The organism is Plantibacter auratus, from assembly GCF_050587365.1.
Taxonomy (GTDB): Bacteria; Actinomycetota; Actinomycetes; order Actinomycetales; family Microbacteriaceae; genus Plantibacter; species Plantibacter auratus.
On sequence record NZ_JBOBFV010000002.1, the window covers coordinates 651,712 to 667,037 of the forward strand.

Consider the following 15,326-nt stretch of genomic DNA (forward strand, 5'->3'; position numbering starts at 1 on the left):
CGTCCAGTCTGGCAGCCGTTGCGCTTCAACCCAGTGTGCGCATCCAGACCCGGAGGTCGGCGAGGGCCGTGAGGGCGACAGTGGCGTGATCGGCGTCGGGGTAGACGCGTGAGGTCACCGAGGCGCCGGCCTGTTCCTGCGCGGCGACGTAGGCGGCGGTCACGGCAGGCCGGATGAGCGTGTCCTTCGATCCCTGCGCGACGAACAGCGGCACGGTGATCCGCTCGGTCGGCGTGTTCTCCCGCAGGAGGTCACTCCACACGGGGGCCGTCGCCGGGTCCTCGGTCAGGAACGAGCCGATCATCGGGTCGGCGATGTCGTGCAGCTGCTGGTTCTCGCCGAGGAGACACAGCTTCGCCATAGCGGGCACGGCCGCCACTCCGGCCGGAGAGAGGATGGTGCTGAGCGGCTCCGCAGGGAGTCGGTCTGCATAGGCCTCGGCGTAGGCGTTGAAGGCGTAGGCCCCGATCGTGACACCGGAGACGTCGCGGATGTCGTCCTCGAGGAGCGCCGCCAGGTCGCTCGCCGGAGCCGCGACCGCGACGCCCCGCACGTCGAGGTCCGGCGCATAGGTGGCGGCACGCTGCGCCGCGAACAGGGCGCCGTGTCCACCCTGCGAGTGCCCCCACAGCACGACGCGGTCGCTCGCGCCGATGCCCTCGACGTGCTGCGCGGCACGGGCGATGTCGAGGACGTTCGCCGCCTCGGTCGCGCCGATGAGGAACGACGCCGGGCCGGGGATCCCCATACCCGCGTAGTCGGTGGCGACGACGACGTTGCCGTCCGCGAGGAGGTCGGTGAGCCCCTCGATGAGCGCGAACGGCGCGATACCGCTCGACGGCGCACAGTGCGGTGCGGTGCCGGTCGTCGGGTGCGCCCAGGACACGACCGTTCGGCTCCCGGCCGCCGCCGGTCCACTCGGTGCGACGATCAGGCCGGAGACGAGGATGTCGGCGCCGTCGACATCGGTCGAGTGGTAGACGACCCGCAGCGCCGTGGCACCGTCCGGCGCGCCGACGACGGGCTCACTCCGCACGATCGTCCCCGGCGTCGCGGAGGTCGACGCCGGTGTGGGCGTAGCCGACCCGTAGAAGCCCTCCACCGAGGACTCGACCGCCGCCCCCTCCCCCACGCGGACGCCGAAGTCGAGCAGCCGCGCGACGGCAGGTGCCGCCACGATGAACGCCACCAACGCGGCGACGCCGATGATCCGTCCGACCACCCGACGACGGGACGTGGGCGCCTGCTCGCGTCGTCCACCGTCGTCCGCTGGGCCGGGTTCGGAGCCACCGCGTGTCGCCATGACTCATACGGTAGACCGAGGATCGGACGGGCGCGATGTCGAACGCCCGCTGATGACACCGCCCGGCCTGGCGCGTACCATCATCCACACCGGGACTTCCCTTCCCGGTCGTGGCCCAGACCCCGCCGCCGCTTGAGCCGGCACCCGAATGTCTGGATCGCCGCGGCGGGGCTGGGACCATGCATCGGAGCTCTCATAGCCATCTTCCGAACAAGCCGCGCATTCCGTCGGGAGAGCGGGGTGAAGCGCGTAACATCGTCACTACCGGGCTCCCTCGCCCGGGTGTGGCCCAGACCCCGCCGCCGCTTGAGCCGGCACTCGGGTGCCTGGACCGCGGCGGCGGGGCTGGGTCTGCGGTCAAGCAGATGCAGCGGCAGCTTTCGAGCGCTCCGCCAAGCGGCCGTTCGCGGCCGTCGCAGCCGAGGTCATGCGCGCCAGGAAGGCGATGATGACTCTCGCCTCCTCAGGCGCGGTCTCGTGCAGGGTGCGCGCGATCTCCGCGCCGGAGAACGCGAGGAACCGATCGCTCGCGCGACGCGCCCCCTCCGTCGGACGCAGACCGACCCGGCGCCGATCGACCGTGTCACGATGACGGGTCACATGCCCGGCGGCCTCCAGCCTGTCGATCAGCACGGAAGTGGCCCCCGACGTGAGGCCGAGGTGGCGCGACAACAGCGCCGGTGACATCGGCTCCCCAGCCTGCTCCGCCCAGACGATCCGTCCGAGCGCGTTCGCATCCGACACAGGCAGATGCATCCACGTCGACAGATGGCGATTGAGCTCGTCGAAGGCGACGGCCCAATCCCGCAACCCCTGCATCATGGCCACCTCGCGGTCGGTCCACGCCCCGTCTACGGGGTCGATGTCATCCATACATTTACCTTTACTGTGTAGTATCTTGACTGTAAAGCAATAACGTCGACCGGTCGAACAGCGATCGGTCACACACGACAGAGAGATCAGCGATGACCGTACCGCATGCAATCATCTCGGGGGCCAGCATCGCGGGGCTCTCGGCCGCCTGGTGGCTCCACCGGACCGGCTGGGCCGTGACCGTCGTCGAGCGCGCGCCCTCCTTCCGCGACGGCGGGCAGAACGTGGATGTCCGCGGTGCCGCTCGGGACGTCCTGGACCGTATGGGCCTCATGGACGCGGTGAAGGCCGCCAACACCACCGAGACGGGAGCAGTGCTCGTCGACCGGAACGGGAAAGTCACCGCAGAGCTGCCCTCCGACGGGGTCGACGGCGCGACAGCCGAACTCGAGGTGCTGCGCGGCGACCTTGCGCGCACCATCCTCGACTCCTTGCCGACCGGAGTGGAGTTCTGCTTCGGCGAGTCCATCGAGCATCTGGACGGTGTCGACGCGGACACGGCGCAAGGCCGGCTCACGGCGACCACCACCACGGGACGAGTGCTGGACGCAGACCTGCTCGTCATCGCCGAAGGGGTCCGATCGCGCACTCGCGACCGTCTCTTCTCCAAGCCGGGGGAAGTGGACGCCCGGGACCTCGGCGTGACGATGGCATTCGGCACGATCCCGCGCACCCCTTCCGACGACGACCGATGGCGCTGGTACAACGCGATCGGCGGCCGTCAGGTGCACCTGCGACCCGACCCGTACGGCACGACTCGCGCGATCCTCGCGTACGCCGGCCGAGACGATCTGGCCGGCCTCGAGCGGGGCGCCGTGCAGGCGCGTCTCCGCGAGCGATACGCGGACGCAGGCTGGCAGTCCGAACGCGTCCTGGACGGGTTCGCCTCGTCCGAGGACGTCTACGTCGACGAGCTGACGCAGATCCGGATGCCCAGCTGGCACCGAGGTCGCGTCTGCGTCATCGGAGACGCCGCCTGGTGCGTCACTCCGATGGGCGGTGGTGGCGCCTCCCTGGCGGTGACGAGCGGATACGTCCTCGCGGCGTCGCTGTCGAAGGTCGGCGGGCCGACTGACCCGCTCGATCGCCGCGACCTGAACACGGCACTCGCCGCGTTCGACGAGTGGATGCGCCCCTTGATCGACCAGATCCAGAACATCCCCAAAGGCATCGTCAACTTCGCCTACCCGCAGACCCGTCTGGGACTGGCAGCGCGACGTGTCGCCGACCGTGTCCTGACGTCCGCCTTGCTGAGGCCACTCACGGCCAAGCTCACGCGCATCGCCGACAGCGACCGGGCGTTGCCGGCGATCGCCGAACGATGAGCGGCCGGAACGCGGGCCCCCGATGACGAGACGGGGTCAGCCGCGGTAGTGGGCCGCCAGGCGCTCGAGGCCCTCGTCGATCGAGACCGCCGGCGTCCAGTGCAAGGCCGCGCGGGTCTGACGCTGGTCGAACCAGTGGGCGGTCGACAGCTGTTCCGCGAGGAAGCGCGTCATCGGCGGCTCATCGGCGCCGGGGCGGATGCTCCACAGGCGCTCGACGAGCCCACCGGCAGCTCGGGCGACGCCGGCGGGGATGCTGAAGGCGGGCGGCTTCACACCGGCTGCACGGCAGATGCCCGCGAGCAGCTCGCCGACCGGCCGCGGCTCCCCGTTCGTCACCACGAACGCACGGCCATGTGCCGTCTCCGCGTGCTCGAGTGCCGCCGCGATGGCCGACGCCGCGTTCGCGACGTACGTGCTGTCGATGAGGGCGGTTCCGTCGTCGAGCAACGGCAACCGGCCGCGGCGTGCGCGGTCGACGATGCGCTCGACGAGCTGCGGGTCGCCCGGGCCCCAGACGAGGTGCGGCCGCACGACGACGACCGCGAAGCCGCGACGGTCCCGCGCGAGGGCGTGCAGTTCGCCCTGCGCCTTCGTCCGCGCGTACTCCCCGCGTGCCGCGTCCGGGTCGGCCAGTTCCGCACCGACACCCACGAGCGCCGAGCCACCGTGCGCGACGGACGGCGAGGAGATGTGGACGAACCGTGAGACACCCGCGGTCTCGGCCGCGTCGAGGACGACCTCGGCCCCGGTGACGTTGACCCGCTCGAACTCCGCCGGATCACCCGCCAACGAGACCTTCGCGGCCAAATGCACGACCGCGTCGACACCGTCCATCGCCGACTCGACGACGGCTGCGTCGGTGATGGATCCGCGCACCTCCTCGACGTCGGTGAGTGCCGACGGTCCACGCTGCAACACCCGGACGCGATGTCCACCGCGGAGCAGCTCGAGGGCGACCTCGCGGCCGAGCATGCCGCTCGCGCCGGTGACGAGGACCGTCACGGGGTGCTCAGCCGTTCACCGGCCAGGATGCCTTCCGACCACACCGACAGGCGGGTGCGGTCGATCTTGGAGTTGTGGCGGATGTCCGTCGGCAGCTCGGGTACGACGAACACCGCGACGAGCGGCTGCGTCGAAGCATCCCGCACCTGTGCTGCGAGCTGGGCTTCGGCGAGCTGGACCCGCTTCGTACCCGTGGTCGTCTCGACGATCGCGACGCACTGGCGGAGGCCCTCGGGGCCGACGCCCACGACGGCGGCGCGGCGAACGAGCGGCACCGTCTCGATCGCCTGCTCCGGTCCGACCGGAGCGATCGGACCGTCCTGGGTCGCGATCACGTGCGGCAGACGGCCCTCGATCCAGAGGCGGCCATCGGCGTCGAGATGCCCGACATCGCCGGTGCGGTGCCAGCGTCCATCATCGGCGACGTCGCGGACTGCGGCCCGGTCGGTCAGCCAGAGGCGGTCGTACTGCGACTTGAGGTGATCGGCCGAGATGATGACCTCGCCCAGGCGGTCCGCGTCCTGCGTCGGCGCACCCGTGGCGCGTCCGGCCTCGTCGAGCGGGCTGATGCGCACGTCGACGCCGCCGATGGGCGTCCCGACGCACACACCCGTGTGCTCGGTGTCCTCGTCGGGCAGCGTTTCGAGGGTGATGTCCGCGACGAGCAGGCACTCGGTCATGCCGTACACCGCGTGCGCGGATGCGTTGGGCAGGACACCCACGAGTGCCGTGAGGAGCTGGCGACTGACGGGCGCGCCCGTCGAGAGCACGGTCCTGACGCCCTGGAGCGCTTGTCGGTCCGCTGCGTCGAGCGCGTCGGCCGTCGCGACCACGTTCAGGATGGCGGCCGGCGAGAGGAACACGATGTCGGCGTCCGTCTCGGCCACGGCGGCAGCGACCGCCCGGGCGGTGAGCGTCCGGGGCGCCGAGATGTCCATCTCCGGCGTCGAGGAACGGGCACCGAGCGCCGGACCGAGGAGGGCGAACGGAGCGAAGCCGGTGACGAGTCCCGAATCGGCGGTGATCGCGAAGTGCTCCGAGAGGACGTCACGGAGCGACGACAGCTGGGCGTGGGTGTACTTCACACCCTTAGCCGGGCCGGTCGATCCAGAGGTGTACAGGATCGCCGCGAGGTCGGTCGGGCCGGGTTCGCTGGGCAGCTCAGGCGTCGTGCGGGTGTCGAGCAGGTCCTTGAGGCTGTAGGAGACGCCGAGCGCTGCTGCTGTCGCGCCGGGAAGGCGGGCGGCTGAGACCTTCACGCCGGGCCAGCCGAGCGCCCGGGCTGCGGCGAGCCCCTTGGTCTCACCGATGACGTAGGCGGGCCAGGCACCGCGCACGGCTCGGTGGAGTCCCTTGACGCCGAGACCGGCGTCGGCGACGACCACGACCGCGCCGATGCGCAGGCAGGCGTAGATGACGGCGGTGAGCGTGGCGCCAGGCGTGACGAGTAGCGAGACGCGGTCGCCCCGTCGCACACCGATGCGGTGGAGGCCGGCGGCCAGGCGGGTCACGCGATCGTCGAGCTGCCGCCAGCTGACGCGACGTGCGGTTCCGGACCCGCGCTGCTCGACGATGGCGTCGCCGTCGTCGGTGCGACGCTGGTCGAGCCGACGCCACAGCGGCTCGAAGCCGGTGTCGGACGCGGACGCCTCGGCGGGAGCAGTCGGCACGGTCGCCGCGGCCGCACCCTGCGGCAGGCGGTCGCCGAGCCAGGTGAGCAGCGATTCGGCGACGGGGGCGTCGTCGATGACGAGGTGGCCGGCGCCCTCGAAGCGGTGGACCTCGGCGTGCGGAAGGCGGTCGGCCAGGTCGTCGAGGTAGCGGTCGCTGAAGATCGGATCGCGCGGGCCCCAGAGCATGACGGCCGGGACGCGGAGCTGGGCGACGTCGTCGGCGAGGCGCTCGAGGCGCGGGAAGCTGACGTGGTCGGGCGTCGCGGGGATGTCGGCGACGAACGCACCGATCCCCCGACGGCGGGCCGGCGACCCGTACGGGCTCCGGTAGGCGTCGCGGACGTCGCGGTCGAGCGGCGGTGACGCGAGGGAGAGCGTCGTGTCGAGGAACGCCGTGGTCTGGACCGATCCGGCACCGAGCATGCCTCGAGCGCCTGCGAGACGCAGCGGCGCGGGGATCGCCGTGCCCTCCGGGTGGTGCACGGCGGTGTTGAGGAGCATCGAGCCGACGAGCTCCTCCGGGTGCTCCGTCGCCCAGCCGAGGGAGATGACGCCGCCCCAGTCGTGGCCGAGCGTGACGACGGGACCGGTGATGCCGAGCGCCTCGGTGAAGGCGGCGAGGTCGGCGATCCGCTGTTCGAGGGTCCGGGTGGTCTCGGTGCGCTCCGACCAGCCCATCTCCAGCTGGTCCACCGCGACGACGCGCCAGGCGTCGCCACCGGAGGACGCCTGCTCGACCGACTGGGTGACGAGCGAGCGCCAGAGGTACGACCACGTCGGGTTCCCGTGGACGGCGAGCACGGTGCCGACCGGTGTCGCGCCGGCTTCGGCGAGCGCCGAGGCGGTGTCGAGGTAGTGCCAGTTGCGCGTGGTGCCGGCGTCGGCCAAGCGGCCGGGGACGTCGATGCGGTGGGAGAAGGCGGCGGGCAGGCCGGGCAGACCTGCGGCGCGCACCCCCATGGTCCGCAGACCGACGTTCGCGGCGACGGTGCCCGCTACCACGCGAGTTCCATGAGGCCGGTGTTCAACCCCGAGCCGACGCCCATGAGGAGGACGCGGTCGCCCTTGTTCAGGGTCGACTGCTGGTCGGCGAGGGTGATCGGGATGGAGGCCGGCCCGACGTTGCCGAGGTAGGGATAGGTGACCGGGACGCGACTGCGGTCGAGCGAGGCGGCCTTCACCATGGAGTCCGTGTGGATGGACGACACCTGGTGGGTGATGTAGCGGTCCATCTTCGACCACCGCCACGAGTCGCCGGCGGCCTCCTTCCACGCGGAGACGACGAGGTCGAGCCCACCCTTGAGGAGTGCTCGGGCGTCCGTGAACATGCCGTCGACGCTGCCGACGCAGAGGTGGTTGAACTCCGTCGCCGCGCGGGTGACCCCGCCGAGGATGCGGTGCCCCTCGGGGTGGCGGTCGGCCGGCCCGATGACGGCGGCGGCGGCCCCGGAGCCGAGGGTGAGGGAGGCGAACTCGCTCATGAAGTCGTCGCGGTCGATGGTGCTGCCGCTGAGGCGCTCGATGGTGTTGGCGTGCACCTCGCTCGCGTCCTCGCCGTTGACGATGAGCGCGTACTCGATCTGACCGGACTCGATCATCGCGGCCGCCATCGTCATGCCGGTCACGAAGCCGAGGCAGGCGTTGGCGATGTCGAAGTTGATGGCCGAGCTCGGGAGGCCGAGACCGTCGTGGATGCGGACGGCGACGGAGGGCTCGAGGTGTTGCCGCGTGACCGAGGTGTTGATCATGAGCCCGATCTGCGAGGGCGAGATGCCGGCCTCGGCCAGCGCACGGCGTCCGGCCGACACGGTGGCGTCATCCGAGTTCTCACCGGGGCCCCAGTGTCGTCGCTCGACCACACCGGCGACGCGTCGCAGGATGCCCTTCGGGAGGCGGGCGCGTTTCATCGCGGCCGCGAGGCCCTCTTCGATCTCGACCGAGGTCACCACTGCGGACGGCAGCGTGCTCGCCACCGACAACATGGCCACATTGTCGAATCGGGTAGTTGCGTTTCCGGTCACGATTCCTCCGTGCCTCTGACCAGGCAGTCTTGACCGCCAGCGTCTGACGGTACTCCTCTACCCTGAACGTGGACGAATCGTGTCCCCGACGTTGACAGCGGGTGCCCAGCCGGACAGCGCCATCGCGAACTGTCCACAAGCATGTTCGCCACCGGATGGGCCTGTTACGATTGTCCTAACAGTTCCCCCCGGGGATCCTGCAGTGTCCCTCAGCGGATGCCGGGATCGGTCGGGGGGCCTTTTTGTATCGGTCGGGGGGCCATTGTCGACGCACGCGGCGGGCGGGGGTAAGCGCTCACTTTCGATCTCTGAGCAAGTCGGGTTGCTCGAAGCCCGGGGACTCGTCGACGAGGCGGGCCATCTCCCCCGCGCGCTCATGACACACGGCTACTTCCGGCTCTCTGGGTACTGGCGGTATTTCCAGATTGATCCGAGTGCAGGGAGGAACGCATTCCTTCATGGAACGGAGTTCTTGGAGGTTCTCGACGTCTACCGCCTCGACGCTGAGCTTCGGAACCTCCTGCTCGAAGGCATCTCCGAGGTCGAAGTGGCGCTCCGGGCGTCGTTGATCGCAAATCTGTGCACACCGGGCGACCTCGGGACCGAGTATCTCCAGGAGACGACCTACTCGGACAGAGTCGATGCCAGCGGGAGAAGCCACCGAGCGAAACTGCTCTCAGACATTCGCGACGACATCGCGCGGTCGAAGGAGCGTCACGTCAGGCATCATCGCGCGACGGGAGACGGTTCGGTGCCGCTCTGGGTCGCGACCGAGGCGATGTCGTTCGGGACGCTGTCTCGGATGTTCGGGCTTCTCGCCGGCCGGGAGACCCAGCGGCGGGTGGCGAAGCGCTTCGGTTACGACGACGGGCTCTTCTCTTCGGCCTCGTCCAACCTTCGTGCGGTCGCCGTATTCAGGAACGTGTGCGCGCACCACGGCCGCATCTGGAACCGGCCTGTCCAACAGGATCAGCCTCGATTGTTCTCCGGAGCGTTTGCGCCTGGAGTCAGGCCTCGCGACTTCGTCGGCGCACCGTGGGGCGTCATCTCCGTCCTCGGGCACATGGTCATGCAGGTCCGCAACGACACCACGTTCGCGGACGCGGTTCACCGCTTGGTGACGAGCAACTCCTTGTACTGGCACGGGGTCACGGATCCCAGCGACGCGTGACCATCCCGCGCGAATGCCTCACGAGCCATGCGGTTGGCAGTGGCACTGCCACGCGCTCACATCCCCGCAGTAGCCTGTGGGGATGACCACCCGCCGCACCCTCGACCAGTCCTCCAAGCTGAAAAGCGTCCTCTATGAGATCCGGGGGAAGGCCCTCGTCGAGGCCGTGCGTCTCGAGGCCGACGGGCACCGCATTCTGAAGCTCAACACCGGCAACCCCGCGATCTTCGACTTCGAGGCACCGCACCAGATCGTGCGCGACATGATCGCCGCGCTCCCCCACTCCCACGGGTACAGCGACAGCCGCGGCATCCTCTCCGCGCGCCAGGCCGTCTCCTACCGCTACGAGGAGATGGAGGGGTTCCCCCGGGTCGATCCGGAGTGGGTGTTCCTCGGCAACGGCGTCTCCGAGCTGATCACGATGACGATGCAGGCACTGCTCGACGACGGCGACGAGGTTCTCATCCCCGCGCCCGACTACCCGCTGTGGACGGCGATGACCAGTCTCGCGGGTGGCACCCCGGTGCACTACCGCTGCGATGAGGAAGCCGACTGGGCGCCCGACATCGAGGACATCCGCTCCAAGATCACGCCGAACACCAAGGCGATCGTCGTCATCAACCCGAACAACCCCACGGGCGCGGTGTACTCCCGTGAGGTGCTGGAGCAGATCGCCGGCGTCGCGCGTGAACACGGGCTCCTGCTGCTCGCCGACGAGATCTACGACCGCATCCTGTACGACAACGCCGTCCACATCCCGATGGCGACCGTCGCCCCAGACCTCCTCTGCCTCACCTTCAACGGCCTGTCGAAGACCTATCGCGTCGCCGGCTACCGGTCCGGCTGGCTCGTCATCACGGGGCCGCGCGACCACGCGCGCGGCTTCCTCGAGGGCATCACCCTCCTGGCGTCCACGCGTCTGTGCCCGAACGTGCCGGCGCAGCACGCCGTCCAGGCGGCGCTCTCCGGTGTGCAGTCGATCGACGCCCTCATCGCACCGAGTGGTCGCCTGCTCGAGCAGCGCGACGCCACCTGGGCCGGCCTCAACTCGATCCCCGGCGTCTCCTGCACCAAGCCCATGGGTGCGCTCTACGCCTTCCCGCGTCTCGACCCCGAGGTCCACGAGATCCACGACGACGAGCAGCTCGTCCACGACCTGCTGATCGCGGAGCACATCCTGCTCGTCCAGGGCACGGGCTTCAACTGGCCGGACCCTGACCACCTGCGGGTCGTGACCCTGCCCGAGGAGCGCGTGCTGACGGACGCGATCGAGCGGCTCGGGAACTTCCTGTCGTCTTACAAGCAGTAGGCGCGCGACAGCAGGACATCAGCGCGGTAGCAGGACGTTCTCGAGCAGCACGTCCTGCTGCCGAGCGGATCTCCTGCCCTAGACGCCGAGGTAGCGGCCCGGCCGGTGGTTGAGCGCGAGGATGAGGTTCAGGAGGATCGCGCCGAGCGCCGACACGAGCACGTTGAGCGGCGGCACGGCGACGAGCGACACGAGCACCACCACGGTGTCGACGGCCATGAGGACGTAGCCCGCGCGGATGCCGAACCGGTCCTGGAGGATGAGCGCGACGATGTTGAACCCGCCGAGACTGGCTCGGTGTCGGAACAGGATGAGGATGCCGACGCCGCAGAGCACGTTGCCGACCACGGCCGCGTAGAACGGGTCGATGTGCCCGACCGGCAGGAACAGCGGGTGCACCCCGGACAGGACGGACACGAGCACGATCGCGCCGCCGCTCCGCAGCGTGAACACCCACCCCTTGCCGCGGATCGCGAGCAGGAAGAACGGCAGGTTGATCGCGATGAAGAGCACCGGGAACGGCACGGGCGCGAGGTAGCTGACGAGGAGCGACAGGCCGGCCGTCCCGCCGGTCACCGCCGATCCCGCCTTCAGGATGAAGAGGCCGAACGACACGACCGTGACGCCGACGAGCAGGCCGAGGATGTCCTCGACCACCCCGTGTCGGACCGGAGACGGCGCCGGGGCAGGGGTGGAGGGAGCCTGCTGCGCGCTCGACGTCGCGGCGCTCGGCTGCTGGGTGCTCATTCCGCCAACGATGCGTCAGCTCATCGTCTTGCGCAAGACGAGTAGAGTGCAGTGGTCATCGTGCTCGATTTCCAGCCCGAGAGTGAGCAACATGCCTCATCCCGCGACCATCGACCACCTCGACGCGCGCATCCTGACCGCGCTCGACGACGACCCGTCCATGACGGCCCTCGCCCTCGCACGCACCCTCGGCGTCGCGAGGAACACCGTCCACGCCCGCCTGCGTCGACTCGAGACGAGCGGCGCACTCGGCGCCCCGAGTCGCCGGGTGCGACTGTCGGCGCTGGGCTATCCCCTCACCGCGTTCATCGAGATCTCCATCCGGCAGGACCTCGCGACCGAGGCCTACGCGGCCCTCGAGTCGATCCCGGAGATCGTCGAGGTGCACGCGACCACCGGAGACGCCGACCTCTTCGCGAAGGTCGTCGCGCACGACACTGAGGACCTGCACCGTATCGCCGGTGTGCTGCTCGCGGCTCCGGGCGTGGTCCGGACGAACACGAAGGTCTCACTCATCGAGGTCATCCCCTACCGCGCGTCGACCCTCCTCGATCGCCTCGCCGAGGGGCCGTCAGCGCGCTGAGGTCGTCAGCGCGCTCGAACCGTCAGCGCGCCGACCGGGCGCGCACCACAGCGGCCGTGCCCGCGGCGATCGCGACGACCGTGCCGTAACCGAGCACCGTGGCGTGGAGCCCGATGGCCGAGGCGAGCAGGCCGGCGATGACGGCCGGCACGCCGAAGGACAGGTACGCGACGATGTACAGCGCGGCGAACAGCTCAGCGCGCTCGTCGGCCGGCGCGAGCGGGACGAGCGAGGCGATCGTGCCCATGAACGCCGTGCCGAACCCGGTGCCGGCGATCACGACGGCGACCACCGCGATCGGGAGCGACCCGAGGATCAGGGCGACGAGCAGGAGCACGGTCCCGGCGGACAGCGCGGACGCCCCGTAGACCGCCGCGACGACGGGTCGGCGACGGTGCAGCACCGCGGCGGCGACGGCCCCAGCGGCCGGCAGCAGCCCGATGAGGAGCGCCCCTCCGAGCTGGCCGTCCACGCCGAGTTCCGTGTGCATGATGCTCGGCCCGAGGGAGAGGAACAGCCCGCCGGTCGCCCACCCGCCGAGGACGATCGGGATGCTCACGACGAACAACCGTCGGGCGTCGACGGGGACGGCTGCGCGGGGACGGATGGCGCGAGCCCATCCGGGAGCGCGGGCGGAGGTCTCCGGCACGATCCAGATGGACGCCGCGATGAGCAGGTAGGCGACCGCCAGCGGCAGGAACGTCCAGCTCGACGGGTCGGCGACCGTCTGCAGCAGGACGCCCGCGAGGATCGTGCCGGAGGCGAGACCGATCATCGGTGCGATGGCGTTCAGCAGGGTCGCCGCTCGTGGCCGCTCGGGCGGGGCCAGATCGATGATCGTCGCCGACAGCGTGGAGAGCAGCGCCCCACTGGCGAGCCCTTGGAGCACGCGGGCGAGGTACAGCAGCGCTCCGGAGTCCACGTGCCAGAGGAGCAGCATGCTCCCGGCGAGCACGACGAACCCGGCGGTGATGACCGGGCGACGTCCGAGGTGGTCCGAGACCGAACCGATCGTGAGGAGCGCGACGAGCAGGGCGAGCGCGTAGGCAGAGAAGGCGATGGTGACGCCGATCGGGCCGATGCCGAGCCGTTCCTGGAGCTCCGGGTAGAACGGTGACGGGGCGCTGGCGCCGGCGAGCATGAGCGTGCTGCCGAGCCCAGCGAGGACGAAGCCGAAGCGACGGCGCGGCAGCACGGGCGCGCCGGCAGCCGCGGTGGGCACGGGTCGGGTCGGGGGTGACGGGGTCGTCGTCTGCACGGGGCGGGCATCCTTCGGTTCCAAAAATGTCGAACGATTGGACGATACGCGCTTTCCGCTGATTGTTCAACTATTATCGAACCATGCCTGCACCAGCCGATCTCACGCACCCCGACCGCGAGGCGATCGAGCTGCCGGCCGTGCTCTTCGCGCTCAGCGATCCCGACCGACTCGAGATGGTGCGGCAGCTCCGGGACGGACCGATGGACGCCGCGAACTGCACCGCCCTCGACCCCACGATCCCGAAGTCGACGAAGTCCCACCTCATGAAGGTGCTCCGCGAGGCCGGCGTCATCCGGAACGAGCCGAACGGTCGCCACCGCACGCTCACCCTGCGGCGTGACGACCTCGACACCCGGTTCCCGGGCCTCCTCGACGCCGTCCTCGACGCCGACTGACCGGTGCCCCCGCCCCTCGGGTTCGCCGCTCGTGGACGGGAGCTGCCAGAATTGTCGGCGCGGTGATCCACCGCACACACGACGACAGGGGGCTGGGGAACATGGGAACGCTGCGGTACGGGAACGAAGCACTCGAACTCGAGGACCGGACCCTCGCCCATGTGCAGATGGTCGTCGTCTCGAAACTCCGCAAGGGTGAGGCGTTCCTCCTCTCGTGGACGATCGACCCCGCACACGGCTCGGGCCGCTACGCGATCTGGATCGAGACCGGTGTCCCCATCGTCTTCCGGTTCACCGGCTCCCGCCCGGTCGCACTCAACCGCACCTGGTTGCAGGCCATGCTCGACCGCACCCACACGCCGGCGGGACTCGAGCTGATGCCGGAGACCGACTACCCGGAGCTGTCCGCCGACAACTGAGGCACAGCCACCGGCACGATCCCGGGTAGCACAAGCGGTCCGACCGTTCAAGCATCGGTCGTCCGACACGTGCTCGATTACCATCGGATCATCGAAGGTCGGGGACTTCTGAGAGTCGGCTCGAGCGGTGCCTGGAGGGCCCGCAGCGCGCGGTCGAAATCGTCGAAGACATTCGGAGGCGGGTCACACGGATCAGACCGTGCGGCCCGCCTCGCTGTTTCCCCTCAGACCAGGTGGGGAAGACCGAGTGGCCTCCCGGCCCATCGACGCCTCAGAGCCGTGGTTCAGCGCTGCGGCTGCCCCTCGGGCTCGGTGCGGTCGATCGAGTCGACGGCCTCGCGCATGCGGTCGAGGAAGTCGACGATGCCTGCAGCGATCTCCGGCTCGATCCCGGTGGTCGCCTCCATCATGCGGTGGTGCATGTGGCTCAAGGTCTTGCGGACCTCGGAGTCGGCGAAGTCGGTGGTCGAGACGGTGACGCGGCGACGGTCGGTCTCGCTCGGCCGACGGACGACGTGACCCGCCGCCTCCAGGCGGTCGAGCATGACCGTGACCGATGAGGTCTTGATGCCGAGGTAGGCACCGAGATCCGTGGGGCTGACCAGGCGGTGCTCCTGCTTGGCGCGCAGCATGAACCGCAGCGCGAGGAGGTCGTTCTCGCCCATGTGCATCTCGTCGCGGGTCCGACGACGCATGGCGGCCTCGGCGGCACGGTACAGACGCATGGCCTCGAGCATGCGGCGGCCGCGGTCGTGCTCGTCCTGTTCGTACCAGTAGTGCTGCGCGTCAACGGCTTGGGCGGTCATGAAGTCCAACAGTAGTGGTTCTCGTAACGAGATTGTCTAGCGGAGTCTGGATCGCGATGTCAAGTGGGGTACATGCAGACGCATGAATAGCTAGATTCTCTAACAACACGAACGTTGAGCAAGGAGCAGTCATGAGCACGGTGTTGGAGCGAGGCACAGGGACCACGGTCGCCTGGGCTGAGCCGGACGCGACCCTCTGGGTCGCCTCGGTCGACGGCGAGTATGCCGGCATGGTCGAGTTCCGGGACGGCCGCTTCGTCGCCGCCTCGAGCACCGGCAAGGACCTCGGGGTCTTCGTCTCCCTGCTCCGCGCCAAGGAGGCGGTGGAGAACGGCCCGGCGAAGACGCTCCAGTTTCCGTACGTCGCCGCTGTCGCCGCGTCCGCGATCGTGTCCGCGACCGCCGTCGCCTTCACCGCGTTCGCCGTCCTCTAGC

15 protein-coding genes are annotated in these 15,326 nt (G+C 69.8%); 7 read left to right on the plus strand and 8 right to left on the minus strand.

Features of this window, described 5'->3' with window-relative positions; genetic code table 11:
* Positions 1–25: 25 nt before the first annotated feature.
* The gene (locus ACQ3HE_RS10315; protein ID WP_430892608.1) at positions 26–1,303 is read right to left on the minus strand and encodes an alpha/beta fold hydrolase; all 1,278 of its coding nucleotides are present in this window, start codon (positions 1,301–1,303) and stop codon (positions 26–28) included.
* Between the two features lie 357 nt (positions 1,304–1,660).
* Positions 1,661–2,176, minus strand: coding sequence for a MarR family winged helix-turn-helix transcriptional regulator (locus ACQ3HE_RS10320; protein ID WP_430892610.1), 516 nt, complete (start codon positions 2,174–2,176; stop codon positions 1,661–1,663).
* Positions 2,177–2,268: 92 nt separating this feature from the next.
* Here ACQ3HE_RS10320 and ACQ3HE_RS10325 point away from each other — a divergent pair, with 92 nt between their 5' ends.
* Positions 2,269–3,501, plus strand: coding sequence for an FAD-dependent monooxygenase (locus ACQ3HE_RS10325; RefSeq protein ID WP_430892612.1), 1,233 nt, complete (start codon positions 2,269–2,271; stop codon positions 3,499–3,501).
* 36 nt (positions 3,502–3,537) lie between these two features.
* On the opposite strand, the gene ACQ3HE_RS10330 is transcribed toward ACQ3HE_RS10325, so the two are convergent.
* From ACQ3HE_RS10330 to ACQ3HE_RS10340, 3 genes are read right to left on the minus strand one after another with little or no spacing between them, the layout of a single operon-like run.
* Positions 3,538–4,506, minus strand: coding sequence for an NAD-dependent epimerase/dehydratase family protein (locus ACQ3HE_RS10330; protein WP_430892614.1), 969 nt, complete (start codon positions 4,504–4,506; stop codon positions 3,538–3,540).
* Positions 4,503–7,181 carry an alpha/beta fold hydrolase gene (locus ACQ3HE_RS10335; RefSeq protein ID WP_430892616.1) on the minus strand — a complete coding sequence of 893 codons (2,679 nt, stop codon included), beginning with the start codon at positions 7,179–7,181 and terminating at the stop codon, positions 4,503–4,505. Before ACQ3HE_RS10335 ends, ACQ3HE_RS10330 begins: the two co-directional genes overlap by 4 nt.
* Positions 7,175–8,161, minus strand: a complete 987-nt coding sequence (locus tag ACQ3HE_RS10340) for a 3-oxoacyl-ACP synthase III (protein WP_194718740.1) — start codon at positions 8,159–8,161, stop codon at positions 7,175–7,177. The genes ACQ3HE_RS10335 and ACQ3HE_RS10340 overlap by 7 nt, the downstream gene beginning before the upstream one ends.
* A gap of 361 nt (positions 8,162–8,522) precedes the next feature.
* On the opposite strand from ACQ3HE_RS10340, the gene ACQ3HE_RS10345 reads away from it, so the two are divergent.
* Both ACQ3HE_RS10345 and ACQ3HE_RS10350 read left to right on the plus strand, forming a co-directional pair.
* Positions 8,523–9,371: an Abi family protein gene (locus ACQ3HE_RS10345; RefSeq protein ID WP_430892618.1), complete on the plus strand. Its 849-nt coding sequence runs from the start codon at positions 8,523–8,525 to the stop codon at positions 9,369–9,371.
* Between the two features lie 82 nt (positions 9,372–9,453).
* The gene (locus ACQ3HE_RS10350; protein WP_430892620.1) at positions 9,454–10,680 is read left to right on the plus strand and encodes a pyridoxal phosphate-dependent aminotransferase; all 1,227 of its coding nucleotides are present in this window, start codon (positions 9,454–9,456) and stop codon (positions 10,678–10,680) included.
* Positions 10,681–10,758: 78 nt separating this feature from the next.
* Here ACQ3HE_RS10350 and ACQ3HE_RS10355 read toward each other — a convergent pair whose 3' ends face one another.
* Positions 10,759–11,427, minus strand: a complete 669-nt coding sequence (locus ACQ3HE_RS10355) for a YitT family protein (protein WP_430892622.1) — start codon at positions 11,425–11,427, stop codon at positions 10,759–10,761.
* A 91-nt stretch (positions 11,428–11,518) separates the two neighbouring features.
* Here ACQ3HE_RS10355 and ACQ3HE_RS10360 point away from each other — a divergent pair, with 91 nt between their 5' ends.
* On the plus strand, positions 11,519–12,010 hold the full coding sequence (locus tag ACQ3HE_RS10360; RefSeq protein WP_159876895.1) for an Lrp/AsnC family transcriptional regulator: 492 nt from the start codon (positions 11,519–11,521) through the stop codon (positions 12,008–12,010).
* A gap of 22 nt (positions 12,011–12,032) precedes the next feature.
* Here the strand turns inward: ACQ3HE_RS10360 and ACQ3HE_RS10365 are convergent, their stop codons facing one another.
* Positions 12,033–13,268: an MFS transporter gene (locus ACQ3HE_RS10365; RefSeq protein ID WP_430892624.1), complete on the minus strand. Its 1,236-nt coding sequence runs from the start codon at positions 13,266–13,268 to the stop codon at positions 12,033–12,035.
* A gap of 83 nt (positions 13,269–13,351) precedes the next feature.
* On the opposite strand from ACQ3HE_RS10365, the gene ACQ3HE_RS10370 reads away from it, so the two are divergent.
* Together ACQ3HE_RS10370 and ACQ3HE_RS10375 are read left to right on the plus strand one after the other, a co-directional pair.
* Positions 13,352–13,666 carry an ArsR/SmtB family transcription factor gene (locus tag ACQ3HE_RS10370; RefSeq protein WP_064295809.1) on the plus strand — a complete coding sequence of 105 codons (315 nt, stop codon included), beginning with the start codon at positions 13,352–13,354 and terminating at the stop codon, positions 13,664–13,666.
* Positions 13,667–13,767: 101 nt separating this feature from the next.
* On the plus strand, positions 13,768–14,085 hold the full coding sequence (locus ACQ3HE_RS10375; protein ID WP_430892625.1) for a DUF7882 family protein: 318 nt from the start codon (positions 13,768–13,770) through the stop codon (positions 14,083–14,085).
* A 284-nt stretch (positions 14,086–14,369) separates the two neighbouring features.
* Here ACQ3HE_RS10375 and ACQ3HE_RS10380 read toward each other — a convergent pair whose 3' ends face one another.
* The gene (locus tag ACQ3HE_RS10380; RefSeq protein ID WP_430892627.1) at positions 14,370–14,891 is read right to left on the minus strand and encodes a MarR family winged helix-turn-helix transcriptional regulator; all 522 of its coding nucleotides are present in this window, start codon (positions 14,889–14,891) and stop codon (positions 14,370–14,372) included.
* A gap of 131 nt (positions 14,892–15,022) precedes the next feature.
* Here ACQ3HE_RS10380 and ACQ3HE_RS10385 point away from each other — a divergent pair, with 131 nt between their 5' ends.
* The gene (locus ACQ3HE_RS10385) at positions 15,023–15,325 is read left to right on the plus strand and encodes a hypothetical protein (RefSeq protein ID WP_124768103.1); all 303 of its coding nucleotides are present in this window, start codon (positions 15,023–15,025) and stop codon (positions 15,323–15,325) included.
* Position 15,326: the final 1 nt, after the last annotated feature.